The sequence below is a fragment of the Roseburia sp. 1XD42-69 genome (assembly GCF_003612565.1).
GTDB lineage: Bacteria > Bacillota > Clostridia > Lachnospirales > Lachnospiraceae > Roseburia_B.
The window spans coordinates 110,567-130,464 of the sequence record NZ_RAZG01000001.1 but is presented as its reverse complement, the minus strand read 5'-3'; the positions used below and the strand labels follow the sequence as shown (position 1 = coordinate 130,464).

Annotated in this window: 43 protein-coding genes; 36 read left to right on the top strand and 7 right to left on the bottom strand. The window is 31.8% G+C overall.

The features are described from left to right. Window positions 1-150: 150 nt before the first annotated feature. The 4 genes from D7Y06_RS01005 to D7Y06_RS00985 all read right to left on the bottom strand — a co-directional run bounded on the left by D7Y06_RS01005 (window position 151) and on the right by D7Y06_RS00985 (window position 3,908). Window positions 151-921, bottom strand: a complete 771-nt coding sequence (locus D7Y06_RS01005; RefSeq protein WP_120405974.1) for a hypothetical protein — start codon at window positions 919-921, stop codon at window positions 151-153. 103 nt (window positions 922-1,024) lie between these two features. Beyond that, entirely contained in the window at window positions 1,025-1,876 is an 852-nt protein-coding gene (locus D7Y06_RS01000; RefSeq protein ID WP_120405973.1) for an antA/AntB antirepressor family protein, read from the bottom strand. A gap of 363 nt (window positions 1,877-2,239) precedes the next feature. Beyond that, complete coding sequence (locus D7Y06_RS00995) at window positions 2,240-2,428, bottom strand: hypothetical protein (RefSeq protein ID WP_120405972.1); 189 nt, start codon at window positions 2,426-2,428, stop codon at window positions 2,240-2,242. Between the two features lie 1,273 nt (window positions 2,429-3,701). Beyond that, on the bottom strand, window positions 3,702-3,908 hold the full coding sequence (locus tag D7Y06_RS00985) for a hypothetical protein (RefSeq protein WP_120405970.1): 207 nt from the start codon (window positions 3,906-3,908) through the stop codon (window positions 3,702-3,704). A 273-nt stretch (window positions 3,909-4,181) separates the two neighbouring features. Between D7Y06_RS00985 and D7Y06_RS00980 the strand changes: the two genes are divergently transcribed. The 5 genes from D7Y06_RS00980 (at window position 4,182) to D7Y06_RS00965 (ending at window position 6,017) form a co-directional block, all read left to right on the top strand. Next, window positions 4,182-4,406 carry a hypothetical protein gene (locus tag D7Y06_RS00980; RefSeq protein ID WP_120405969.1) on the top strand — a complete coding sequence of 75 codons (225 nt, stop codon included), beginning with the start codon at window positions 4,182-4,184 and terminating at the stop codon, window positions 4,404-4,406. 176 nt (window positions 4,407-4,582) lie between these two features. Continuing rightward, entirely contained in the window at window positions 4,583-4,762 is a 180-nt protein-coding gene (locus D7Y06_RS00975; protein WP_120405968.1) for a hypothetical protein, read from the top strand. Window positions 4,763-4,894: 132 nt separating this feature from the next. Beyond that, on the top strand, window positions 4,895-5,104 hold the full coding sequence (locus D7Y06_RS00970; RefSeq protein ID WP_120405967.1) for a helix-turn-helix domain-containing protein: 210 nt from the start codon (window positions 4,895-4,897) through the stop codon (window positions 5,102-5,104). 127 nt (window positions 5,105-5,231) lie between these two features. Next, window positions 5,232-5,408, top strand: a complete 177-nt coding sequence (locus tag D7Y06_RS25775; RefSeq protein ID WP_158591182.1) for a hypothetical protein — start codon at window positions 5,232-5,234, stop codon at window positions 5,406-5,408. A 417-nt stretch (window positions 5,409-5,825) separates the two neighbouring features. Beyond that, window positions 5,826-6,017 (top strand): hypothetical protein, encoded by a 192-nt coding sequence (locus tag D7Y06_RS00965; protein ID WP_120405966.1) that lies wholly within the window; start codon window positions 5,826-5,828, stop codon window positions 6,015-6,017. A 453-nt stretch (window positions 6,018-6,470) separates the two neighbouring features. Here D7Y06_RS00965 and D7Y06_RS00960 read toward each other — a convergent pair whose 3' ends face one another. After that, window positions 6,471-6,710, bottom strand: coding sequence for a helix-turn-helix domain-containing protein (locus D7Y06_RS00960; protein WP_120405965.1), 240 nt, complete (start codon window positions 6,708-6,710; stop codon window positions 6,471-6,473). Then, window positions 6,703-6,939, bottom strand: coding sequence for an XRE family transcriptional regulator (locus D7Y06_RS00955; RefSeq protein WP_120405964.1), 237 nt, complete (start codon window positions 6,937-6,939; stop codon window positions 6,703-6,705). The genes D7Y06_RS00960 and D7Y06_RS00955 overlap by 8 nt, the downstream gene beginning before the upstream one ends. A 304-nt stretch (window positions 6,940-7,243) precedes the next feature. Here D7Y06_RS00955 and D7Y06_RS00950 point away from each other — a divergent pair, with 304 nt between their 5' ends. From D7Y06_RS00950 to D7Y06_RS00935, 4 genes are all read left to right on the top strand, one after another. Next, window positions 7,244-7,504: a hypothetical protein gene (locus tag D7Y06_RS00950; protein ID WP_120405963.1), complete on the top strand. Its 261-nt coding sequence runs from the start codon at window positions 7,244-7,246 to the stop codon at window positions 7,502-7,504. Window positions 7,505-7,680: 176 nt separating this feature from the next. Further along, on the top strand, window positions 7,681-7,860 hold the full coding sequence (locus D7Y06_RS00945; protein WP_120405962.1) for a hypothetical protein: 180 nt from the start codon (window positions 7,681-7,683) through the stop codon (window positions 7,858-7,860). A gap of 658 nt (window positions 7,861-8,518) precedes the next feature. Further along, the gene (locus D7Y06_RS00940; RefSeq protein ID WP_120405961.1) at window positions 8,519-8,833 is read left to right on the top strand and encodes a DUF4258 domain-containing protein; all 315 of its coding nucleotides are present in this window, start codon (window positions 8,519-8,521) and stop codon (window positions 8,831-8,833) included. Between the two features lie 2 nt (window positions 8,834-8,835). Next, window positions 8,836-9,063, top strand: coding sequence for a YgiT-type zinc finger protein (locus tag D7Y06_RS00935; RefSeq protein WP_120405960.1), 228 nt, complete (start codon window positions 8,836-8,838; stop codon window positions 9,061-9,063). A 234-nt stretch (window positions 9,064-9,297) separates the two neighbouring features. Here the strand turns inward: D7Y06_RS00935 and D7Y06_RS00930 are convergent, their stop codons facing one another. Then, a complete protein-coding gene (locus D7Y06_RS00930; protein ID WP_120405959.1) occupies window positions 9,298-9,762 on the bottom strand; it encodes a type II toxin-antitoxin system PemK/MazF family toxin in 465 nt (154 codons plus the stop codon). A 136-nt stretch (window positions 9,763-9,898) separates the two neighbouring features. On the opposite strand from D7Y06_RS00930, the gene D7Y06_RS00925 reads away from it, so the two are divergent. The 27 genes from D7Y06_RS00925 (at window position 9,899) to D7Y06_RS25595 (ending at window position 19,894) form a co-directional block, all read left to right on the top strand. Then, on the top strand, window positions 9,899-10,099 hold the full coding sequence (locus tag D7Y06_RS00925) for a helix-turn-helix domain-containing protein (protein WP_120405958.1): 201 nt from the start codon (window positions 9,899-9,901) through the stop codon (window positions 10,097-10,099). Window positions 10,100-10,660: 561 nt separating this feature from the next. Next, window positions 10,661-11,275 carry a hypothetical protein gene (locus tag D7Y06_RS00920; RefSeq protein WP_120405957.1) on the top strand — a complete coding sequence of 205 codons (615 nt, stop codon included), beginning with the start codon at window positions 10,661-10,663 and terminating at the stop codon, window positions 11,273-11,275. Between the two features lie 85 nt (window positions 11,276-11,360). Further along, window positions 11,361-11,588 carry a hypothetical protein gene (locus D7Y06_RS00915; protein WP_120405956.1) on the top strand — a complete coding sequence of 76 codons (228 nt, stop codon included), beginning with the start codon at window positions 11,361-11,363 and terminating at the stop codon, window positions 11,586-11,588. Between the two features lie 96 nt (window positions 11,589-11,684). Beyond that, the gene (locus tag D7Y06_RS00910) at window positions 11,685-11,924 is read left to right on the top strand and encodes a type II toxin-antitoxin system HicA family toxin (protein ID WP_120405955.1); all 240 of its coding nucleotides are present in this window, start codon (window positions 11,685-11,687) and stop codon (window positions 11,922-11,924) included. 12 nt (window positions 11,925-11,936) lie between these two features. Further along, window positions 11,937-12,140 carry a type II toxin-antitoxin system HicB family antitoxin gene (locus D7Y06_RS00905; RefSeq protein ID WP_120405954.1) on the top strand — a complete coding sequence of 68 codons (204 nt, stop codon included), beginning with the start codon at window positions 11,937-11,939 and terminating at the stop codon, window positions 12,138-12,140. A gap of 2 nt (window positions 12,141-12,142) precedes the next feature. Then, window positions 12,143-12,352 (top strand): type II toxin-antitoxin system HicB family antitoxin, encoded by a 210-nt coding sequence (locus D7Y06_RS00900; protein WP_120405953.1) that lies wholly within the window; start codon window positions 12,143-12,145, stop codon window positions 12,350-12,352. A gap of 152 nt (window positions 12,353-12,504) precedes the next feature. Then, window positions 12,505-12,900, top strand: a complete 396-nt coding sequence (locus D7Y06_RS00895) for a PBECR3 domain-containing polyvalent protein (protein WP_120405952.1) — start codon at window positions 12,505-12,507, stop codon at window positions 12,898-12,900. Between the two features lie 150 nt (window positions 12,901-13,050). Further along, entirely contained in the window at window positions 13,051-13,248 is a 198-nt protein-coding gene (locus D7Y06_RS00890; protein WP_158591181.1) for a RepB family protein, read from the top strand. Window positions 13,249-13,419: 171 nt separating this feature from the next. Further along, window positions 13,420-13,614: a hypothetical protein gene (locus D7Y06_RS00885; RefSeq protein WP_120405950.1), complete on the top strand. Its 195-nt coding sequence runs from the start codon at window positions 13,420-13,422 to the stop codon at window positions 13,612-13,614. Window positions 13,615-13,931: 317 nt separating this feature from the next. Further along, window positions 13,932-14,327, top strand: a complete 396-nt coding sequence (locus tag D7Y06_RS00880) for a hypothetical protein (RefSeq protein WP_147415556.1) — start codon at window positions 13,932-13,934, stop codon at window positions 14,325-14,327. Between the two features lie 17 nt (window positions 14,328-14,344). After that, window positions 14,345-14,569: a Lar family restriction alleviation protein gene (locus D7Y06_RS00875; RefSeq protein ID WP_120405948.1), complete on the top strand. Its 225-nt coding sequence runs from the start codon at window positions 14,345-14,347 to the stop codon at window positions 14,567-14,569. Between the two features lie 84 nt (window positions 14,570-14,653). Next, the gene (locus tag D7Y06_RS25770; RefSeq protein ID WP_158591180.1) at window positions 14,654-14,809 is read left to right on the top strand and encodes a hypothetical protein; all 156 of its coding nucleotides are present in this window, start codon (window positions 14,654-14,656) and stop codon (window positions 14,807-14,809) included. A 63-nt stretch (window positions 14,810-14,872) separates the two neighbouring features. Continuing rightward, window positions 14,873-15,145, top strand: a complete 273-nt coding sequence (locus D7Y06_RS00870; RefSeq protein WP_120405947.1) for a hypothetical protein — start codon at window positions 14,873-14,875, stop codon at window positions 15,143-15,145. 16 nt (window positions 15,146-15,161) lie between these two features. After that, entirely contained in the window at window positions 15,162-15,461 is a 300-nt protein-coding gene (locus tag D7Y06_RS00865; protein WP_120405946.1) for a hypothetical protein, read from the top strand. A gap of 58 nt (window positions 15,462-15,519) precedes the next feature. After that, complete coding sequence (locus tag D7Y06_RS00860; RefSeq protein WP_120405945.1) at window positions 15,520-15,738, top strand: hypothetical protein; 219 nt, start codon at window positions 15,520-15,522, stop codon at window positions 15,736-15,738. 30 nt (window positions 15,739-15,768) lie between these two features. Then, complete coding sequence (locus D7Y06_RS00855) at window positions 15,769-15,954, top strand: hypothetical protein (protein WP_120405944.1); 186 nt, start codon at window positions 15,769-15,771, stop codon at window positions 15,952-15,954. Window positions 15,955-16,077: 123 nt separating this feature from the next. Continuing rightward, window positions 16,078-16,779 carry a hypothetical protein gene (locus D7Y06_RS00850; RefSeq protein WP_120405943.1) on the top strand — a complete coding sequence of 234 codons (702 nt, stop codon included), beginning with the start codon at window positions 16,078-16,080 and terminating at the stop codon, window positions 16,777-16,779. Between the two features lie 12 nt (window positions 16,780-16,791). Further along, entirely contained in the window at window positions 16,792-17,022 is a 231-nt protein-coding gene (locus D7Y06_RS00845; RefSeq protein WP_120405942.1) for a hypothetical protein, read from the top strand. Window positions 17,023-17,037: 15 nt separating this feature from the next. Further along, window positions 17,038-17,277, top strand: a complete 240-nt coding sequence (locus D7Y06_RS00840) for a hypothetical protein (RefSeq protein WP_120405941.1) — start codon at window positions 17,038-17,040, stop codon at window positions 17,275-17,277. Between the two features lie 100 nt (window positions 17,278-17,377). Then, window positions 17,378-17,548, top strand: coding sequence for a type II toxin-antitoxin system HicA family toxin (locus D7Y06_RS00835; protein ID WP_120405940.1), 171 nt, complete (start codon window positions 17,378-17,380; stop codon window positions 17,546-17,548). A 56-nt stretch (window positions 17,549-17,604) separates the two neighbouring features. Beyond that, window positions 17,605-18,024: a type II toxin-antitoxin system HicB family antitoxin gene (locus D7Y06_RS00830; RefSeq protein WP_120405939.1), complete on the top strand. Its 420-nt coding sequence runs from the start codon at window positions 17,605-17,607 to the stop codon at window positions 18,022-18,024. Between the two features lie 56 nt (window positions 18,025-18,080). Beyond that, window positions 18,081-18,371, top strand: a complete 291-nt coding sequence (locus tag D7Y06_RS00825) for a helix-turn-helix domain-containing protein (protein WP_120405938.1) — start codon at window positions 18,081-18,083, stop codon at window positions 18,369-18,371. A gap of 340 nt (window positions 18,372-18,711) precedes the next feature. Further along, a complete protein-coding gene (locus D7Y06_RS00820; protein WP_120405937.1) occupies window positions 18,712-18,981 on the top strand; it encodes a hypothetical protein in 270 nt (89 codons plus the stop codon). 27 nt (window positions 18,982-19,008) lie between these two features. Then, window positions 19,009-19,167 carry a hypothetical protein gene (locus D7Y06_RS25765; protein ID WP_158591179.1) on the top strand — a complete coding sequence of 53 codons (159 nt, stop codon included), beginning with the start codon at window positions 19,009-19,011 and terminating at the stop codon, window positions 19,165-19,167. Between the two features lie 2 nt (window positions 19,168-19,169). Next, complete coding sequence (locus D7Y06_RS00815; protein WP_120405936.1) at window positions 19,170-19,412, top strand: hypothetical protein; 243 nt, start codon at window positions 19,170-19,172, stop codon at window positions 19,410-19,412. A 54-nt stretch (window positions 19,413-19,466) separates the two neighbouring features. Next, on the top strand, window positions 19,467-19,691 hold the full coding sequence (locus D7Y06_RS00810) for a hypothetical protein (RefSeq protein WP_147415554.1): 225 nt from the start codon (window positions 19,467-19,469) through the stop codon (window positions 19,689-19,691). 35 nt (window positions 19,692-19,726) lie between these two features. Next, complete coding sequence (locus D7Y06_RS25595; RefSeq protein ID WP_158591178.1) at window positions 19,727-19,894, top strand: hypothetical protein; 168 nt, start codon at window positions 19,727-19,729, stop codon at window positions 19,892-19,894. Window positions 19,895-19,898 lie beyond the last annotated feature (4 nt).

The window sequence follows — 19,898 nt, the reverse complement described above, 5'->3', positions numbered from 1 at the left end:
GTAAATTCTCCTTTTCTGTTTGATAAAATTTTGGTTGTTAATGTTGTCTTCTTTGTCGTCATGGTTTTCGATTCTCCTTTTTTGGTGGTATGATAGTGGTGATGATGGATATTGATTCATGTTTACAATACTTATTTCTGTGTTTTGGAATTAATTTTGATAGAATTTTTTACTTACATAATTCTGATTTCTCAAAAATAAAATCCCATATTCTAATTCCTTCTCATAGTTATATTCTTCTTTTGTACATTGAACTATTTGATTATTTCTCAATATATACCGATAAGGACAGATATAAATAATATCATCAGTGTGCCAATTATCATTGGAATCTTTATATCTTGGCATCCTATGGGTTTTTATTAAACCAAGTTGTTCTAATACTTCTGTTGCTTTTGCAATCATTTTTCTATCACTACCTATAAAAGCAGCTATAGACTGAAACTGTGAATAAAATATTTCTGGTTTATTCTTCTTAGATTTTTCAGAATGTCCAGATGATTCATTCGTTCTGATCCAAGTAAATGCCTTTATATAAGATAACAGAAGAAATAGTATACTTTTATTTAATGGCTTGTATGGTGACTGATACTTATTGATTGTTTCTACTTCAAAGTCATATAAAATACCAAAATTGTTTTTTGGATTCATTTTTTCCATATTAATCAATGATGACTGAAAGGTATTCTGTATATATTTCTCTTTATCAAAGTCAATGATGTATCCATTTTCAAAGAACCAATCCATGCAATCTCTAAACTTGGTAAAAATATTTTTTTCAGTACCCCTATGCCAGTTTGGTTTATACTTACACCACTGAATCATATAAATAGGAGAGTAGTGAACAACATTTTCCCATGTTTGGTTATAATTTAAATAGAGCAAAGCCGATAATCTGTGTTCTGGTAAAGTATTTGCCAAAATTACTTCTTTTGGAATCTTTACAAAACGATTTACTGTATCTGGTAATTCTAATGTAGCTGTTGGTGATTTATTATTCTCTATGTAAAAAACGCCTCCTTTCTTATACCCACTTAGTTTTTCTGTTTTTTACACGATCATACTCTGTTTGTAATATTTGTTTTCTCTCTTCGTATGAGTAAATTTCCTGAGAAATAATTAACTGTGCATCATATCGTTCTAATCTTTCTACATCATCTAATTGATCTTCAGAAAAATAATTTCGTATCTGTTCATTAGAAGATATATTATGTTCTTTGCGATACTGTGTTGCAGACATTCCAAGTATTACAGTATTTAGTAATGAAAACTCAATAGAGTATAAATTGCCATTAGTAATCCATTCAGGAACACCATTAAGTAATTCTTCTCTTTTTGTGATTAAAGCACCACGCAATTCTTTGCAATTAATTAAGGTGTTTTTGCGGTTTGTATTCCAGTTTGTACGATTTTTAAATGCTTTTTCTATAGCGATAAAATATTTTCTCACTAACTTGGACATTTTCTTTAGCTCTTCGGATGTACGTCCACCTTTAGAACCGGCAAGCATTGCAATTTCCTTTGCATCGCTGAGCTTTAACTGATAATCAACTAATCCACTCCCCTTTAAAGGTGAATCAATAAAATAATCTATGTTTTCAACTAGTTCCAAATCTTCAATTTGTTGTTTGATCCAAGTTGAAAAATCTCGACTAACTTTTAATTGATTATGTAGTTCTTTTGCGCTAATTGTATTATTTTCATTTTCTTGTAAAATAGGCAAAAGTGACTGATATTCAAGGATTGTGGCTATTTCATTATCAGATAGTCTATATTGTTTTAATTCTTCTTCAGTAAATTGACCATCTTTGAATGACTCGCTTTCATATACTTTTCCTTTTCTTGGTTTTGTGGTATTTTTGTTTGTAATTCTCATGATTTTATTCCTTTCTTTTATCTTAATTTTTAATGTATATCACATCAGAGTGTGATATACTTGAAGAAAAAATGGCAAAGTATATCACACTACAGTGTGCAGAATCAGCCGTCTTTTTATAAATAAAGACTGATTATATAAATAAAGACTACTATCGTAATGAATTATTCGCATACGCTTCATAATTCATTACTCTTTTAAAAAATTTTTGATTGTTGATGGTTGTTGATGGTTGGTAGTTACAGGTGGTATAAATTACAAGTTGTAAGATAGAGTAGCAATGTCTATTTACATATTCTCTTTCTTTGGATATAAAATTCCTTGTATGTATTAGATCTACAATAGAAAATGCCTTGGATAAAATTAATCAAAGTATTCAAGGACTTCAGCAAAAATAGCTGTTAAGTCCTTTTTAATTTCTTCTTTGTCAGCTTTAAAGGCATCTATATCTATGGTTACACTGATTCCATGAGATATTGTTTCACCTTTACCATTTTTGATGGTTGGTTTTTCAAATGTAAATTTTTGAGGTATGATAGTTAGTTTTGCCATAATATATTTATCTCCTTCATTCTTAATTTGGTATTGTTATGTGCTCTTCTTATTACTTCTACATTCTGATGTGAAATGATTTATAAGTTTTCAAGTTATATTTATTGGTAGTAGGGTAGTAGATATCTGATAAATCCTAAATAATGTAAAATATACTCCCCCATTATCTGAATACTGTTTGAGGAAAATGATTTTTTATATTGTGATGGATATTTACTATTTCTCCATTTAATTGCCTTTTACATAAAAATAAGACAGACGATTTCTCATCTGTCTTAGTAGAAAATAATATTTTACATCGTAATCATCAGATTGTGAGTATGTAGGATTCTGAAAATCATATAATTTGATTTTTGCATTTTGTATGACTTCTTGATCTGAATTGGCAAACACACATATCCAATCCCATTTGTTTTCAGTCCTGTGGTCAATTTGTATCTGGTATTTGTTCATTAATATATCCTCCGTTTGTGTTTGTGTGAATTAATTGGTACAAGAATATATTCTCTTTCTGGTTGGAAATATTATTAAAAAATGAGGTGATGTGTATGAGATTAATTTATGAGTTCGGTGGGAGAGTAGTTTTGATGGAACAATAGAATGTAAAAGTATTGATTTTACAGGATATTTTAAGATTTTGATGAATGATTTTTAAGTGTGATTTTGTATATGATTTCTTTTCTTGAGTGCAATTTTAGAGTAAGTTCGGAATAATGCTTATTTTTCAAGGGTTTTGGAAGATTTCTAGGTTGTATTTTGTGGTTTGGGAATAGATTTGAATTGTCAGAAAATTTATATTACATTGATTTATAATGATTTTTAGGAATGGCACCGAATATGACTCCGAATTATTTTTGTGAATTGTTTATGTTTCGGACACAATTTTTAGGGGTGACGTGTGAATGGAAGAGATAGGGGGGTTTTTGGTAAATGGGTATTTATATGAAAATGTAAACCCACCTGGGGCTATAAAACATACAGTAATAGTATAGTATTATGGTATATTTAAGTTATGAATTGTCCATTTTCTGCAACTTGAATCTGAATAAATACAAACAAATATACCGTCAAGTAAAAATACTTTACACTAGTTGCTGTGCTGTCAAGTAATTTTGCTTGACGAGTTCGATGCATAAAGCCAAAATATATCAAAATGCTATTTTTATATACCATAATGCTACATCTATATTATCCAGCAACATCATAATATCACAACTCAAAATATATCATAATGCTATCTAATATATCAAAATGCCACATAATCATCTTTCTATCAATCCTCTTTCCCCTGAATATATCCATCCCTTTTTAGTTTTTCCACAATAGCCGTAGTTGTCCATTTATTCCGGTTCATGCCAGTATCAGACATAGCTTTTTCTACAGCTTCATATATCCAAAGTGGGTATTTCACACTATATTGTTTCATGTTCTCAGCGTCATATTTTGCTTGATATTCGCTCTGTTTTTTTCTATCTGACATTTTATACCATCCTTTTTAAAAACCATCTTAAATTGCATTTTAACACGTATTACCTAAGTTGTCAATCAATTAGCAAACTGCACAAAAATAACTAGGTAATACCTAAAATAATTATGTATTATTTTGCTATAAAAAACTAGGTATTACGTTGACAATCTAGGTATTACGTGCTATAATCTATACATAAGTTAAAGATAAAGTGTCACACCAAAACAAAGAAGTATATAGCAACAACTACACACAAACAACCACAATGAAAGGCAGGTACACAATATGAGAATACATTTAAACAATGCAACAGTTAGAGTATCAGGTTTTGAAAACAAAAAATCCTTTAGTCACATCTATCATAATGTTACTTGTATTGAAGAAGTAACAGCAAAAGAGATTGAAAAAGAATGTGGCGAAAAAATAGGTGCTTGCATTAGATTACATTTTGAAGATGGTAAAACAGCTACGTTTTCTAAAAAGTCAAAATTAGATTATGAAGTATTATAAATCCCCTGATGAGCAACGGTGAGAGCCGGCGAAACTACCCAAACAAGGGTAGTCGGGATAGCAGCATAATCCATAAGCACCACAAGCACATTGATAATTGAATAGACTTTGCACCTGAGTTGTGATATACTTACATTGTAGCAACATAAGCCACAATGTAGAAAGCAGGTGAAAGGATGGTACAAGAAGATATGACGCTTGACGAATTAAAACAGATTACCATTGATTATTATGTAAATTTGCAACGAATCAAAAAGGCTGATACGGGCAACAATCCAGAATTAGAGTATCAGCTAAAGGTATATAAAAACAAACTTGCTTCTTTGGGCATCCCGTCTGAAGAGTATGAAATGTAGCAAATAGGTATATCATAATCACGGTGTAAAGTCTATTGAATTATTAAGGCTTTACACCTTTTTAATGTAGAAATAATCTGATATAATGAAATAATCTAAATCAGTATATCAGGTTATAAGGAAGGTGGATACATGATTGCATATTATAAATTGTTAGACTTACTTAATAAAAGAGATATGACAAAAGAACAATTAAAAAATGCCTCTGGTATATCTTCAGCAACTATGACTAAAATTTCAAAGGGCGAAAGTGTAACATTAAAAACAATCAATGCAATTTGCGAAGTATTAAAAGTTCAGCCAGGAGATATTTTAGAATGGATACCAGACAAGAAACTTTAGAAAACTAAAAAAAATATTTAGAAAATAGTTGACAAGTAAAGCACAATAGTCTATAATAATACTTGTAAGGAACAAAGCACATTGATAACTCAATAGGGGTCACGTTTTAAGGTAGAAAGAGGTATGCATGACTGAAGAAGAGGTAAAACAGAATCTTATTGATAGATATGTTATGCTATTACAAATTAAAGCAGCAGAAACCGGAACAAATAAAGTCTTAGATATCCAGTTAGCAGTTACAAAAGTAAAATTGTCATCATATAATATTGACATTGAATCAATAGAAAAACTGATTCTTGAATAATAAACCCTTAAAAAACGTGATTCCTATTGAGCTATCAATAGATGCTAAAGGAACACAAGGGAAAACAAATCGGTATCATGGCAGTGTCAATAAGACCTGATACATTCTCAACATGGCAGCGTCAATAAGTCCAGGAGCGAAAAGAAAAATCCCCATTCCTTAACGAAACAGGGAAATTTCAAGAAGTGTTTTAACACTCATTCCTAGACAGTTTGAGTATAACACAATTCTTGATAATCTGTCAATCGGCAGATATTTCCCAAAAATAGAAGTAAGGATTGAACCTTGACAACTAAAGAAGTGGGTATAATAGAGTGTAGCAAATTGTGTACATCTAAATTATAATAGACTTTGCGCTTTGATTATGGTATACTATATATAATCAAACAACTGTTTTCATGATTAGGAGGTGAAAATATGCCTAGTAATGGTGAAATTATTGAAAGATCTATAAACGATTTTCAGAAAGTCCAAAAACGTATGTTATTAGCAAGAAAAGAAAATGCTGTCGAAACTTACGCAGACTTGAAAGAAGATTATATATCATTAAAAGTTATTCTTACAAGTTTGGGTGTGAATCTTACAACGATCGATAAGATTAATGAATGAGTAACCAGTAACTAAATAGTAAGCAGATTAGGGCGCAAGTCTATTATATATAGCTTACGCCCTTGTTTTTTATATAGGAAGGTGGATACATGGTAATCAAAACAAATCAGGAGCTTGCACAGGCAGTGAAACTAATCACGATATGAAGCACAATCGCTAGACCCCATACAAGCACACTTTAATTTATAGCAACTTTTATTTGTCTTGTTATAGTGAATACAACGCCGTTTATCTCTTTTAGTGGGGATATGTTTCTTTTTAGGTTTTTTGCTACTGGATGTAACAACGGCTTCACGGTGGTATTCTATGTGCCATCCTTCACCCTCTAATCTTGCATGTGCCTTGCTTATATCTCTATGACGTGCCATAAGATCATAACCTTTCTTTTGTTTTTAAGAGTATAAATATTATAGTTTATACTCTTTTTTGTTGCTCTGTCTGTGATTTCTAAATCTAATTCATAAAGATTTTATATCTATTCTTTTTTTCAAATTCAATTAATAATTTAAAACCAGCAGCATCCGCAATTCTTTTTACATCACGAAAAGCAAAATTTTCTTTTCCTACAATATTAGTATACTGTTGTGGTTTGCATCCCATCTTTTCTGCCACTTCTTTTTGTGTCAATCCAGAATCAATTATCATTTTTTTAACTTCTTTTTTTAGATGTTCATTGTCTATATATTCAAACATTTTCTTTTTCTTCTTTCTTGATAAAATCAATTTGCAACTCATAGCCGATACTATCCAGATATTGCTTTAAATCTGAAAAAGCAAGTCTATTATTATTGAACCTATTATTTAATTGTTGTGGTATGAGCCCACACTTTCCAGCTACTTCCGACATGGTTACATTATTATCAATAGTCAATTTCTTAAATTCATTTTTAACCTGTTTATTATCTTGAAAAATAAAAGCCATTCTTTTCTATATCCTCCACATTTTTAATATCTATTTTAATATTCTATTTTTGATTTTTATTTATACTTAAATATAAAGTATTTTCTTTTAATTGTCAAACGATAAAAATAAATGAAAAATATTTAAAAAATTATTGACATACAAATGAATATCATTTATAATCCCATTAAAGATAAACGAAAAACGTTGAAATGAAAATGTTATATAATAAAAAATAAATGAAAAATATTTAAAAAGTACTTGACTTTTAAATGAAAATCGTTTATACTTAGTACATAAGATAAAGAAAGGAGCAAGTCAAAAAGTGAAAAAATTAAAAAAGCAGTCACGCAAGAAAACAATCATTTATTTTCTGGACAGGGCAAAATATTATAATAACGCTGGTAAATATGATAAAGCTGTTGAAAAAATTAAAATTGCATATTCGATCTGGGAAGGCTATAAAAATTGGGAATCCAATAAAGCCCAAAAGATGCTAGACAAGATCATAGATGCAAGAGAGATAGTAATACATAATTACTTGACAGTAGAAGAAAGAAAAATTCGTGCAATAATAGGAGATTAACACATTCAGGCAAGCGGTCAAGCCGTGGGATTCAATTCTAACTTGCCATTTGGGATAAGTAGGAGAAAACAAAAGCAAGTTGCCCACTCTACCAAAGTAACAACTTGCTAATCTACAAGATAAGTTTTCACTTACCATTGATACATTCTATTATATTCATTTCTTTGGAAAAGTCAATGAAAAATCCCAAAACGAAAATAGAAAACAATATCAGGAGGATTAAACTGGGTAATGACCAGAAAAGAGGAAATCAAACGATAGCAAACAAGGCTGCTTGGCATAAGCAAATGACCGACATAGAACGACAACAAAACGGCGGTATGATTGAAAGAAGACCGAATCCAGATATAGCATAGTATATATTCCGGTGGAATGGTATAAGGTGGACACAAACGGCTTATATCTCTGGGTATCATATTTCCTTATAGATTTGATGAAATCTATCGTGAATTAGGACACGTTACAAATTCCTTTACATAGGCTTATAAGTCTGATTTATACGGTTTTATCAGAAAAAACCTATTCCACGAAAAGTTGAATTGCTATTGATGGAAGCGGGCAAGGAATTGTCTTAGGGGTACGGAATAAGCCTAGTATAGCAAAGGAAAGAAAGTGAAAAATTGACTATGCAATATAACAAGTAGCTGAAATAACCGCTAGTTTGAAATCGTAAATCAAACATAAAAATTCTATCGCTACAAAATAAAAGCGATTAATAAATACACAAGAACTTTTAGAGAGTGTCAAGAACCTTTGGCACTCTCTTCTATATTAAAAGCGGTCAACTGCTTTTCAAAAAGGAATGTGATGTTCAAACGAGAAATAAGAAGCAACAAAAGCAATACATAGTTTTATTAACCACTCAATACAATGAGGACATAGCCATTAAAGCTGGATGCATTTAGCCGTATCTTTTGAAAAGTCTCTTTTGTGGGTATGGATAAGTAATAAAAAGGTTTTAAATGATTCAATAATCTGTTATAATTAGAATATCAATAGAAAAGTTGGTGTAAAATGATAACGATAGAACAGTTAAGGGCAATAAATAAACCTGAAAACATAGCAGTAACAGAACATGCTAGAATTCGCTTGTATGAACGGAATATTAGCATTGATGATATTGTGAATGGTATAAACACTGGTGAAATTATTAAACAATATCCAGACGATAAACCACTAGCAAGTTGTTTGATATTGGGATTTTCTGTTAAATCACAGTATATTCATATAGTAGTAAGTTGTGATACAGATTTTATATATCTTATAACTGCATATTTTCCCGATCCTGATATGTGGGAAAGTGATTTTAAGACAAGAAAGGGGCGTTAATTATGGTATGTATGGAATGCGGAGCAAAAGCCGAAAAGGGATATACAACAAGCGTAACAGACTTAGGTAATTGCCTTTTAATCGTGCGCAATGTTCCTTGCTATAAGTGTACAGAATGTAATGAGGTTATCTATACAGGGGATGTTATTAAAAGATTGGAGCAGATCACAGAACAGGCGAAACAATTTACACAGGAAATTTCTATTGTAAATTATAGTAGTGCTGCATGATGGAATTGTAAGGAAATAAGTATGGACAGTATAAAAGGATTGGTTTTTCCAGTCCTTTTTTGTTTTGGGGAAAGATAAGTTGAAAAAACAAAAGCACCTAGTATAAACTAAGTGCTTTCGGATAATTGATGATACTACTCACTACTAAAAGTAGTGGAAAATTGATGTTTACACATCTTTTGTATCTTTAGTATACACATTTATTATATGTATGTCAAGAAGAAAAGATACAATTTATTTGCTTTTTATACTATTTTTTTGAACTTTTGGTAATGGTGTAAGTAAATATTCACGTTTGATTTGATAGTCAATAGCTTTCCAATCTTTTTCAGTAATTGAAATAATTGAACCGCTTTTTCTCATTGGTTTGTCAATTCGGGAAATATCAATCACACGCATTTGCTCAACTAAAACAGTAGAATTTTGCTTTTCCAAGTCAACATGATATTGTTTCCCATCATTCAAACGTTGCGTTGTAAGTGGTAATACTGTTATAGTCGGCGAATTTGGGTAAGTCCTTGTAACTAAGACCGGACGATGTTTCCCTTCCTCTGAGCCGATATTACAGCCCATAAAAGCCCAATAAATGCAATTAGGAATAATTGGAAAAGTTTTTGTTTGTGGATTGAATTTTAGTTCTGATTTCGTTTTAGTCCATTCCATAAACATTTCCAGATCGTCATACGGTATATTCTGCATTGGTTTCACCTTCTTTCGTAATATGATATTTCCATTATATAGCAGGAAAGAAGATGGGTAAATCAGAAAATATGTTCTTTTACAAAAAGAGAAATATTTGGTATAATGGATACATCAAATATAGGAAGGTGATTGTATGATTACTTATTATAAATTATTAGACCTGTTAAATCGTAAGGGAATGACAAGGGAAGAATTAAGAATTCAAGCAGGCATTACAACTAATGCAATTAAAGCAATTAACAATAATGAGCCTGTCTCACTTAAAGTAATAGACAAAATCTGTAATGTCTTAAAGTGTCAACCGGGTGATCTGATAGAATGGATTGAACAATAATCTTGAAAAATTCAAGAAAATCTTGAAAAAGTGTTGACAAGTACTTTTATTTATGGTAAGATATAATCAAGTTAAGGGAATAAAGAAAAGCGGTTGACACCGACCAAAGTAATCACCGCTTTCCTAACCTTCACAACAGCATATAGCCATTGCATCTTTATTATACTTATCTATTCAGGCTATGTCAAGTCGTGAAAATCCCAAACTTAAAGCTTTATCAATCCGCAAACTAGGGTTATTAAATCCGAATAGTGCTTTTACAGGTGTGTTTGTGTGAGGGTTGCACTTTGAAAGTTTCATATGTCTGTACTTGTAGTATATTGTTTACCCTCTTATCTGCATCGCTCAAGCGGATAAGTAACCGATATATCAGCAGTTAGAGATATACCGCAAAATAGGGAGCAAGGAAACGCACATAAAACACGCTAGAGTAGCGATGTATTGCAGGAATGATACAAGATTAGAAGCAGACACTATGTCACATTATAACCTGTACTTCCTCGTAGTATGTGACGGGTAACGCAAAAACAGGTTAAATAATTTGAAGGAGGTAACCATATTATGAGTAAAGCACCTATTAATTTTGAATTAATCGACAGTAAATCACTTGCTTATCTGAATGCTTTTGTAGATGCAAGAATCGCCATTGCAAAAGAGGATATGCGACACATGGCAGAAATGAAGCCGTTAAAAGCAAAACTTGAAGCAATTCACGAAAACAGGGAAATTGATTTAAAAAATGGCATGAATTTAGATGATGTCATCCGCAAACATTCCAGCGTTGAAGTAGATAAGGCTATCAGAGCAGAAAACAATTTACATAAGGAAACTTTAAAACCTTTAAATGAAGACTTGAAAAGCACATATGCTTTTATGCCTGATGGTATGTATGATTCTTATGTGCGCAAGATTGAACTTGGTAAACGTGGGGATTTTATCGAATGTATCAGGGGATTTCTTGAGAATATCGGTATAGAAGAAGTGGGTCAATCGGCACTCTGTAAGTTATCAGAACAGATTGCAGATCGGCTGGGTGTGAGTGTTAGCAATTCTAAACAGTTGTTAGAAGAGGGCGTATTTTCTTCTACAATGAGAGATAGACAGTTCAGTAAGTTGTTTATGTCTATATTTTGTGACATTCTGGTATTGAATAGAGTTATTGTAGTAAATATGTAGAAAAGCAATACAAGGGCTTGCATCCGTCAAAAGTTGCAAGCTCATTTCATAAAAATGTAGAAAATAAGATCAGGAGGAATTTATCATGTTAATTAAAGACTTTTTATCAATGTTTGTTGAAAATGAAGAAAGTGGAATATATTGTGCGATAGTTGATTCTGAAAATTATGAATTGCCTTCAGGATGCGAATTTGACGAAAAGAAAGGTACATTATTTCAGGGAATGTCAAATAATATTCCCGTTGATTTATTGCAAAGAAGGTTTTCAAAATGGGATATGTTTGGCAATGAATTTATTTTCGTGTGCCAATGAAACAATTATTTCAATTAGATATGAACGGTTTTTGATAATGCTTGAAAAAATCGGGAAATCTGATATAATTAATATACACAAAGGAAGTGAATCAGAATGAACCAAAAGACATATAATGATGTAATAAGCGGAAAATCCGACAACAATATAAATTTTAGTGATTTCTGCAATCTTATTGTTGATTTAGGTTTTTCTTTTAAAGGACAGAAAGGCTCCCACAAGTCATATTATCATAATGGAATAAATGAACGTATGACAATACAGAATGCCAATTCAAAGGCTAAAGGGTATCAGGTTAGACAATTAAGGAATATTATTAATAAACACGGCTTATAAGGAGGTTTTAAGATGGCAGAGTATTCTATTTTTATGCAATATGATCCACAAGATAAAATATATGTTGCAAGCGTTCCTGAGTTACAAGGATGTATGGCACACGGGGAAACAAAAGAAGAAGCGTTGAAAGAAATTGAAATAGCAAAGGAATTATGGATTGAAACGGCTTTAGAAGATGGGCAAACAATTCCAGATCCTGATATTATGGTGGTGTAAATATGTACAAATATTCTATGGTTATGTCATGGTCTGAGGAAGATCAAGCCTATATTGTGTCAGTTCCCGATCTTCCTGGATGTATGGCAGACGGAGAAACACCAACTGAGACAGTAGAAAATGCAGAAATTATTATTCAAGAATGGATTGAAACGGCACTAGAAGACGGGGAAGAAATACCAGAGCCACATTTGTTTTCTATGCCAGTTTAGATAGGGGGCCGATAAAGATTACTATACAACAGAAAATTGATATGGCGTTGGAATATTCTGGAATTAGTACCCTCCCCAATTGTCAATTTTGTGTAGATAATCTATAAAATATATGTTATAATTTTCCTATTAAACAAAAGGAATATAACAAAATGTCGGACAAATTAATTATAGTAGGGAAATACAAAAGTAAATTTAATTCCATCTTAGGAATAAATATAGAACCTAAAGATATATACAGATCAAAAGGTTTACCTGCTCATATGCTGAAAAGTAAACATGCAAAATGTTTGAAATATATCGACTATATACCAGATATTATTGATAATCCTGATTATATCGGCATAAATCCAAATGAAAACGGCACACAATCCATAGAACTAATAAAAAGATACCGTGATAATGTGATGATAGGAATTAAATTAGATAAAGATAATGATTATTTGTATGTGTCTACTATGCACGATATACAGGAATCAAAGATTCAAAGGCGTTTATATAGTGGCAGAATAAAGGAATTTAAGATTGACAATGCCGAAAATACATAGTATATTATAGGTACAAAGAGAATATGATAGTAATAAGCATGATTATTTTTGAGGTCGGAAATGGTTCCCGACACACTCGCAAGAGTACCTGAGATGCTGGATACACCGCCCAGCCAAAAATAATTGTGCTTTTATTATATAGAAAAGGAAGTGATAATAATTTCACCAGTATCAGACGCAAAGAAAAGAGCTAATAAGAAGTGGACAGAAAAAAATTATACACAAGTAAAATTATCAATGCCAAACGAAGAAGCGGAAACACTTGATAATTATTGTAAAGAAAAAGGTCATACAAAAGCTGGATTCATACGGCAAGCAATAAAAGATAAGATGGCAAGGAATGAATAGGACATATATTTTTAATATGTTCTATTTTTTTATCTTAAAATACAATAGTACTATTGTACATAATTCACAAATATTTAATAGAAACATTGGTACTATTGCATATTGAAAAGATACTGGTACTAGTGTACAATAAAGACAGTTAAAGAAATCAAACAAACGGAGGTAAGGACAATGACGAAATCACAAGCATTAAAGAAATTTGAAAATGAATTACAGATAGCGAAAGATGCAATTGAAGAAGGTTATACATTTGATAAAGCCGTAGAGATTGCAAGTGAAGACATAGAAGACATTGACACAAACGGTGAATATTTCTTTGATTTATGTTGTGAAGAAATAGACGGCTTAAAATGTTACCGTGATTAATCTAACCACCCAGCAGGAGCAAGCAACATACACGGGATTCGATTTCCCGTTTGGGCATTTACAAAGAAAACAACTAATTGTTGCAGTACATTGAACTTGCGCTAACACGGCATAGCAAGTATAAAACAGCCGGGAGATGGTGAACTCCTCAGTTGATAGAAAAAATTCACTAGATGCAGAATTGTTATAATGCAGCCTGAAAGTCTGATCAACTTTCAGACAGTCCCAAGCCTGGAAAATGCAGAGGGTAACAAGAAATCAATAGAGAAATAGTTGTTATACATAGACAATCAAAGAAAGGTTAAATGGTGAAAATTATGTTAAGAACAAATAGTAAAGAAGTAAAGGCAAAAGTAAGGCAGTATATTATGGATGGATTCCAGCCGGAAGCATACGGCTATGAGCAGTATTACAACGTAGACAAGGAAAACTTTTCTTGTGTGGCTCATGCAATTTATGAATGCTTATATACAGAAAAAATTAAATACAATAACCAGAAACTTTCTAAATATGAGTATTTCAAAGACTGGATGCAGGGGCTTTGTAGTATGGTAAATTCTTCTTACTATTACAATGTGTCGGCTATCGATTTACTTGCAGACTGGTTAGAGGAAACAGAGGAAGAGAAGAAGCGTTTCACAGAAGAACAGGCAGAAGAAAAGATAACATATTTGTTGTATCGTGAGTTAAAAAGCGGTTGTAAATTCTTTTAAGTGGAGGTTATAAGGCTATGAAAAATGATTTTACATGTGGAGATATTGAAAAATGTAATCCTGAAAAAACTAAACCTTGCCCATTTTGTGGAAGTAAAGAGATTGTTATTGATAAATACGAACATAGAGCAGGTGAAAGATTTAGAATTTTTTGTACTGGATGTATGGCAATGATTGATCCTGGATATGCACAAAACAAACATACAGTAATTGAAATGTGGAATAAAAGAACGGCACAATAAAATTGTAATTTGAAAGGAGATAACTAAAATGGAAATTAAAATAGCAATGGAACTATTAGAAAATTTAGATTAGGGGGAAAGACAATGACTGAAACAATGAAAAATATATTAAAACAGATTTCAGATTTATGTAATAAAGCTTCAGAAGAAGTTTTTGAAAACGATCAAACAAGAGAAATTTTAAATACATGTGACAAACTTCAATATTTGATAGATGATTACTTTAATATTAATGAATAGTATGTAATTAAAGTAATGAAAATATAAAACAAAGTAGGCAGCAAACAAAGAGGAAAAAGAATAATGATAATATACAATATCGGATCTGAAGCAATAGAAACAGTTTACACATATGAAGAATGGCTCAAAGAATATAACCGCCGGGAAGAAAAGTGGAGAATCAAACAGAGGACAGAACGCTTTTATTATATGAAACAACAGTTATCAGGTGCAATAATGGCAACTATTGGAATTGTAACGCCGTTTGTGCTGGATGGAGATGCAACATTTTCACTTGTTGCGTTGCCACTTGGAATATTTTTGATGATGACACAAGAAAAAGTTATGACATTTTAAAAACTGGGGGGATAACATGGATTTTAAAGCATATGCAGAACAGAAACGTAAAAAGGCACACAAGGACATTATTTTTGATATTTGCATGGTGATTAATAATTGCGCCTGTTGCTATAATGACGAAACTAGGCAAACGGAATGTTATCCGTTAAATTGCGTGGAACTACATAAAGTAACAGCAAATTCTTTCTATATGATTCCATATGAAAATAGCAAGACAAACAGAGAATTGATTGAGATTGCAGATAGACACGGCTATAAGTGCGGTTTAGTATTAGAAGATAATGAAACGATTATGAAATTTTGGAAAGAATAAATCGTGTATTTCATTGGTTATCGGAAAGTGATAAAATATAAATATGGAGATCGTAAAAATGAAAAAGAATGTAAATGCAATAGATAAAATTATAGCAGAATTATCCATGCAATGTTATTTGGCAGCGAATAGGAAAATTGCAGGAAGAGTAAAAAGTTATACATTATCTCAAGAGTGTTTAGATGCAATAGAGATAAAGCATGATTATCAAAATGGAATAATTACAGATGAAGAATATAAGGCATGGTGTCTTAAATGGAATTTGACACATCAATGAAACTACTGCTTCAACAATGGAGGAATGAGCATGAAAAAGCATGGATTTAGAAAGTTTGATAATGGATGGCGTTTTAAAATTGGAGGGACTTCTTGGGAAGCGTTTGGAATTACACTTAGATATTTTAATAAATGTGGCTTCCGTCTTTTACTGAATTTCAATACGGATTTTCTTATAAATCTTTTTGGATTTAATCAAAAAATCATTGGTGTTTAAACCGTATACAAGCCCATTTAAAGCCTTAAATCAGCGCATATGCAAATATGTATGTGCGTTGCATTAAGTCCTTAAATAAGACAAATAAGCATCATAGAAAGGGAAGTATAGAGCAAGTGACAAGTGGAAATGTTGCTTGCTTTTATTATTGGAAAATTAAATAGAATGGAGAAAATTTTTATGCGTACAGTAACAGAAACTTATAATGTATATACTTATCCTGAATTATCGGAGGAAGCAAAAGAGAAAGTAAATCAGTGGTATCTTGATGATCCATGCAGAAATGACGAATTTTCGAAAATTTACACAGAAGATTTACACAATATTTTTTCTAACAGTAACTTAAAGATGCAATATTCTTTAGGCTATTGTCAGGGGGACGGCTTAAATATATACGGAAAACTTGATTTGATGGACGTATTCAAGGTAATCCGGAACAAGTTATATTGTGGTGAAACATTCAAGGATTTTTGGGATTATATGACGGAACATGAGCAGAAGACCATAGAGGCATATATGGAAGTTTGTGGAAGAACTGTTACATTGCCTTATAATGACGGACATTATAATTATTGCGTATCTGATAAGACGGATTTTGCTGAAGGTTGGATATATGATCTTGAATATCAGCAGTATAAAAATATTCAGGTTGACACAATCCGAAAAATGGAAAAATTAGTTGCTGATATGTTTGTAATGCTTTCTAAACAATATGAAGAATACGGCTATAAATATTTTTATGAAGCGGATGAAGAAGAAGTAACAGAAACTTGTGAAGCTAATGGATGGGAATTTTTAGAAGATGGAACATTTTATGCAGCGTAGGGAGGGCAGAGCATGAGTACAAACGACTATATAAGACAATCAGCACAAAAATATCATTGGAACAAATATTATTCTGTTATGCGTCCTGTATCAATCGGGACACATCCAAAAGCTGGTATGATGGATTTTATCAACTATGATACCAGAACGGAAGTAAATGGGCGTATGGTGTGGGCAGAGTTGTATTATAACAGGGAATTGACACAGAAGGAACTGGAAGATTTTGAGATGGAGAAAGGATAGGGAGGAAATATATACATGACAAAGGAAGAAAGAAAAGCAGTAGGCAACTATTTTAACACATTCCATATGTATTGCGAGAATGATGTGATTGAACGTTTGAGGCGATTACAAGAGAAATTAGCGTATAAAGGGTTGATATTTAAGTTTGATGGAAGTAAATACGCTATTTTCCCAATGGATCAATTTGATAGAAAACCAATAACAGATTACATATTTTCGTTGGAAGAAATCGAAAATTTTGTTGAGAATATGTAAAGCAATGAAAGAATCGTTTTATGCGCATGAAATAAGTATAAATTATTGTTGACATATACGTATAAAGTGTGTATAATCCATATATAAGGAGGAAACACTATTGAAACAAAGAGATTTGATAAAGAAATTGGAAGCTGGTGGATTTGTTTTTGAAAGGCATGGAAGTAATCATGATGTTTATGCGAGAGGAACAGAGAAAGAAGAAGTACCAAGGCATAAAGAGATTGATGAACGATTAGCAAAAGCAATCATAAGGAGAAGGGGATTATAAAATCCCCTATCTCTTCAAGAATATAGAATATAAGTTCCTAGAAAGGAGAAAAGAAAATGAAAAATATATACCCTGTGTTTTTTACAAAAACAGATACGGTTATACTTGTAGAAGTTCCTGATCTGGAAATCTTGACAGAAGGGAAAGATATGGTAAATGCTGTTGAAATGGCAAGAGATGCCATAGAATTGAAATGTGTATCAATGGAGGATGATGGAATGGAAATTCCTTTGCCGTCTGAAATTAGTTCTTTAGATGTAAATAGCGGAACTTTTGTGGAGGATGGAACAACGGTTATATCGCTGGTTGATATTGATTCCGGGGAATATCGAAGGAAAATTGACACAAAAGCGGTTAGAAAAAATGTTACTATCCCTAGTTGGCTTAATTATGAGGCGGAACATGCCGGAATTAATATATCGAGAGTTTTACAAGAAGCATTGATGAATGTACTTAATGTACAACGGAATTTTTAATCTGAATTGAATAATAATTTATAACCAGTCAGAAGGCATTAGCGGAATATTCGTTAGTGCCTTTTATAGTGGTTGAAATAATTCCCAAAACGTTGTATAATATCATAAATTGGAATGGAAAGGAAGTGACCAGTATAACGCTACAACAAAAAATAAAAGTTGCCTGTGATACTGCCGGAATGAGTTTGACAGAGTTGGGAGCAAAAATGGGCATGAGTCAAGCATCTATTTCAAAGCGTGTAAAAACAGGAAAGTTTACGCAAGAGGAATTACAAGAAATGGCTGCATTTATGGGATGCAAGTATGAATCAAAATTTATATTTCCTGATGGAAATGAGATTAAGTAAAAGCATTGTGCAAATTGCATGGTGCTTTTTCTTTGTAAAAGAATATTCCGAAAACAGAAAATAAATTCCAAAAAGGTATTGACATTCCGAAAACGTTATGATATAGTAAATATAACGAAAACGGAATTATAAATAAGTTTTCGGAAGAGTACCAAAAGAACTCTTATAAACCTCTTTTGGGTTGATGGTGAAGCGAGTGCAGTATTGCGAAGGATAAGCGGTCAACAGGATGTGATACGGTTTGTATCCAGTATAGAACATATTAAAAATGATGTGTCCTATAGTGTATATAAGCACAGAATAAATGGAGAAATAAAGAGTAGAAAGGATGGTAATTGATATGAAAGTAAAAGTACAGGCTAGAAACGAATGGGCAAAACAAAGATACAAATTGTTTAATGAAAAAATTGACAGTTTCAAAGAGCATAAAGCGTATTCGTCATGGTTAAGGAAATATGCAGATGATGCTATCAAATGGAATGAAATGTCAGGGTATTTGATGATAAAAGCAGCGGATTTTATCAAGAGAATTGAAAAAATGCCACTTGAATATATAAGAGATTGGATTGAGGGAAAAAATCGGCTTGAATGGAAAACAGAATATCAATAGAACAATGGATTCATGGAAGGAGAAGTTATGAGAGGTATTAAAAATCCGAATGTAGATATTAAAATATGTGGAAACGATGTTGTTGTGGCAGATGGAAAGACAGAGTATTTTCGGAAACTTAAATCAAGACAGACAGTTGCTATTGCAAATGATATTTATTTTGCGGAAAAGTATATGGAGGTGTGATTATGAAAAAATCAAATGTGGTAGAAAATTACTTCCAAAATGTTATTAAAAAATCATGGACGTGGGAAAAGTTGACTAATGAAGAACGGCAGCGATTTATTGATATGGGTGTGTTTGACAAGATAAAGGGTAATGATAATACAAGGATTGAATGGTTAAACACTGTATATCAAGCCTTTTTAACTGCATTGGAATTTACGCCGATAGGATGGAGAGAAGATGAAAAAGATATTCCTCAATTTTAAGTAACAAATGGCAAGGAAATAATGATTTTAAGTGGAGAAGTGGAGGTTTTATATATGAAGGATTTATGGATTAAATACAAGAATGAAAATGGAAAAATAATTAATAGGGAATATGATACTATAATGGATTTTATTGATGAAATGGAATCCGATAATATTGATATTCCTATGTTAGATTATGAGATTATTAGCTACATATTTTTTGAAAATAGGTTAAATAGTGAATATGGAGGAACTATTGAAGGTCTTTTGGAACATTGTAAAGAAATAGTGCAATGAAAACACAAATTCAAGTTAGAAACGGAGGAAATTTAATGAAAGCAATAAATATTAAGTGGGACACAGATGGGCATATGGAATTGTTAAAGCAGTTACCGACAGAAATGGAAATTCCAGGGGATATGACAGATGAAGAAGAGGTATCTGATTATTTATCAGATAGAACTGGATTTTGTCATTTTGGTTTTGAGTTAGTTGATTAAAGAC

What these genes read in the sequence shown, in the direction of transcription:
- D7Y06_RS25765 (WP_158591179.1), top strand. Translation starts at nt 19,009, where the DNA reads ATGAGAGGTATTAAAAATCCGAATGTAGATATTAAAATATGTGGAAAC.
- D7Y06_RS00905 (WP_120405954.1), top strand. Translation starts at nt 11,937, where the DNA reads ATGGCAGAGTATTCTATTTTTATGCAATATGATCCACAAGATAAAATA.
- D7Y06_RS00875 (WP_120405948.1), top strand. Translation starts at nt 14,345, where the DNA reads ATGAAAAATGATTTTACATGTGGAGATATTGAAAAATGTAATCCTGAA.
- D7Y06_RS00970 (WP_120405967.1), top strand. Translation starts at nt 4,895, where the DNA reads ATGATTGCATATTATAAATTGTTAGACTTACTTAATAAAAGAGATATG.
- D7Y06_RS00925 (WP_120405958.1), top strand. Translation starts at nt 9,899, where the DNA reads ATGATTACTTATTATAAATTATTAGACCTGTTAAATCGTAAGGGAATG.
- D7Y06_RS00955 (WP_120405964.1), bottom strand. Translation starts at nt 6,939, where the DNA reads ATGGCTTTTATTTTTCAAGATAATAAACAGGTTAAAAATGAATTTAAG.
- D7Y06_RS01000 (WP_120405973.1), bottom strand. Translation starts at nt 1,876, where the DNA reads ATGAGAATTACAAACAAAAATACCACAAAACCAAGAAAAGGAAAAGTA.
- D7Y06_RS00885 (WP_120405950.1), top strand. Translation starts at nt 13,420, where the DNA reads ATGACGAAATCACAAGCATTAAAGAAATTTGAAAATGAATTACAGATA.
- D7Y06_RS25770 (WP_158591180.1), top strand. Translation starts at nt 14,654, where the DNA reads ATGACTGAAACAATGAAAAATATATTAAAACAGATTTCAGATTTATGT.
- D7Y06_RS00865 (WP_120405946.1), top strand. Translation starts at nt 15,162, where the DNA reads ATGGATTTTAAAGCATATGCAGAACAGAAACGTAAAAAGGCACACAAG.
- D7Y06_RS25595 (WP_158591178.1), top strand. Translation starts at nt 19,727, where the DNA reads ATGAAAGCAATAAATATTAAGTGGGACACAGATGGGCATATGGAATTG.
- D7Y06_RS00995 (WP_120405972.1), bottom strand. Translation starts at nt 2,428, where the DNA reads ATGGCAAAACTAACTATCATACCTCAAAAATTTACATTTGAAAAACCA.
- D7Y06_RS00985 (WP_120405970.1), bottom strand. Translation starts at nt 3,908, where the DNA reads ATGTCAGATAGAAAAAAACAGAGCGAATATCAAGCAAAATATGACGCT.
- D7Y06_RS00980 (WP_120405969.1), top strand. Translation starts at nt 4,182, where the DNA reads ATGAGAATACATTTAAACAATGCAACAGTTAGAGTATCAGGTTTTGAA.
- D7Y06_RS00830 (WP_120405939.1), top strand. Translation starts at nt 17,605, where the DNA reads ATGAAAAATATATACCCTGTGTTTTTTACAAAAACAGATACGGTTATA.
- D7Y06_RS00895 (WP_120405952.1), top strand. Translation starts at nt 12,505, where the DNA reads ATGTCGGACAAATTAATTATAGTAGGGAAATACAAAAGTAAATTTAAT.
- D7Y06_RS25775 (WP_158591182.1), top strand. Translation starts at nt 5,232, where the DNA reads ATGACTGAAGAAGAGGTAAAACAGAATCTTATTGATAGATATGTTATG.
- D7Y06_RS00840 (WP_120405941.1), top strand. Translation starts at nt 17,038, where the DNA reads ATGACAAAGGAAGAAAGAAAAGCAGTAGGCAACTATTTTAACACATTC.
- D7Y06_RS00880 (WP_147415556.1), top strand. Translation starts at nt 13,932, where the DNA reads ATGTTAAGAACAAATAGTAAAGAAGTAAAGGCAAAAGTAAGGCAGTAT.
- D7Y06_RS00940 (WP_120405961.1), top strand. Translation starts at nt 8,519, where the DNA reads ATGATAACGATAGAACAGTTAAGGGCAATAAATAAACCTGAAAACATA.
- D7Y06_RS00920 (WP_120405957.1), top strand. Translation starts at nt 10,661, where the DNA reads ATGAGTAAAGCACCTATTAATTTTGAATTAATCGACAGTAAATCACTT.
- D7Y06_RS00975 (WP_120405968.1), top strand. Translation starts at nt 4,583, where the DNA reads ATGGTACAAGAAGATATGACGCTTGACGAATTAAAACAGATTACCATT.
- D7Y06_RS00855 (WP_120405944.1), top strand. Translation starts at nt 15,769, where the DNA reads ATGAAAAAGCATGGATTTAGAAAGTTTGATAATGGATGGCGTTTTAAA.
- D7Y06_RS00930 (WP_120405959.1), bottom strand. Translation starts at nt 9,762, where the DNA reads ATGCAGAATATACCGTATGACGATCTGGAAATGTTTATGGAATGGACT.
- D7Y06_RS00820 (WP_120405937.1), top strand. Translation starts at nt 18,712, where the DNA reads ATGAAAGTAAAAGTACAGGCTAGAAACGAATGGGCAAAACAAAGATAC.
- D7Y06_RS00910 (WP_120405955.1), top strand. Translation starts at nt 11,685, where the DNA reads ATGAACCAAAAGACATATAATGATGTAATAAGCGGAAAATCCGACAAC.
- D7Y06_RS00845 (WP_120405942.1), top strand. Translation starts at nt 16,792, where the DNA reads ATGAGTACAAACGACTATATAAGACAATCAGCACAAAAATATCATTGG.
- D7Y06_RS00915 (WP_120405956.1), top strand. Translation starts at nt 11,361, where the DNA reads ATGTTAATTAAAGACTTTTTATCAATGTTTGTTGAAAATGAAGAAAGT.
- D7Y06_RS00960 (WP_120405965.1), bottom strand. Translation starts at nt 6,710, where the DNA reads ATGTTTGAATATATAGACAATGAACATCTAAAAAAAGAAGTTAAAAAA.
- D7Y06_RS00965 (WP_120405966.1), top strand. Translation starts at nt 5,826, where the DNA reads ATGCCTAGTAATGGTGAAATTATTGAAAGATCTATAAACGATTTTCAG.
- D7Y06_RS00945 (WP_120405962.1), top strand. Translation starts at nt 7,681, where the DNA reads ATGAAAAATCCCAAAACGAAAATAGAAAACAATATCAGGAGGATTAAA.
- D7Y06_RS00815 (WP_120405936.1), top strand. Translation starts at nt 19,170, where the DNA reads ATGAAAAAATCAAATGTGGTAGAAAATTACTTCCAAAATGTTATTAAA.
- D7Y06_RS00900 (WP_120405953.1), top strand. Translation starts at nt 12,143, where the DNA reads ATGTACAAATATTCTATGGTTATGTCATGGTCTGAGGAAGATCAAGCC.
- D7Y06_RS00860 (WP_120405945.1), top strand. Translation starts at nt 15,520, where the DNA reads ATGAAAAAGAATGTAAATGCAATAGATAAAATTATAGCAGAATTATCC.
- D7Y06_RS00935 (WP_120405960.1), top strand. Translation starts at nt 8,836, where the DNA reads ATGGTATGTATGGAATGCGGAGCAAAAGCCGAAAAGGGATATACAACA.
- D7Y06_RS00810 (WP_147415554.1), top strand. Translation starts at nt 19,467, where the DNA reads ATGAAGGATTTATGGATTAAATACAAGAATGAAAATGGAAAAATAATT.
- D7Y06_RS00870 (WP_120405947.1), top strand. Translation starts at nt 14,873, where the DNA reads ATGATAATATACAATATCGGATCTGAAGCAATAGAAACAGTTTACACA.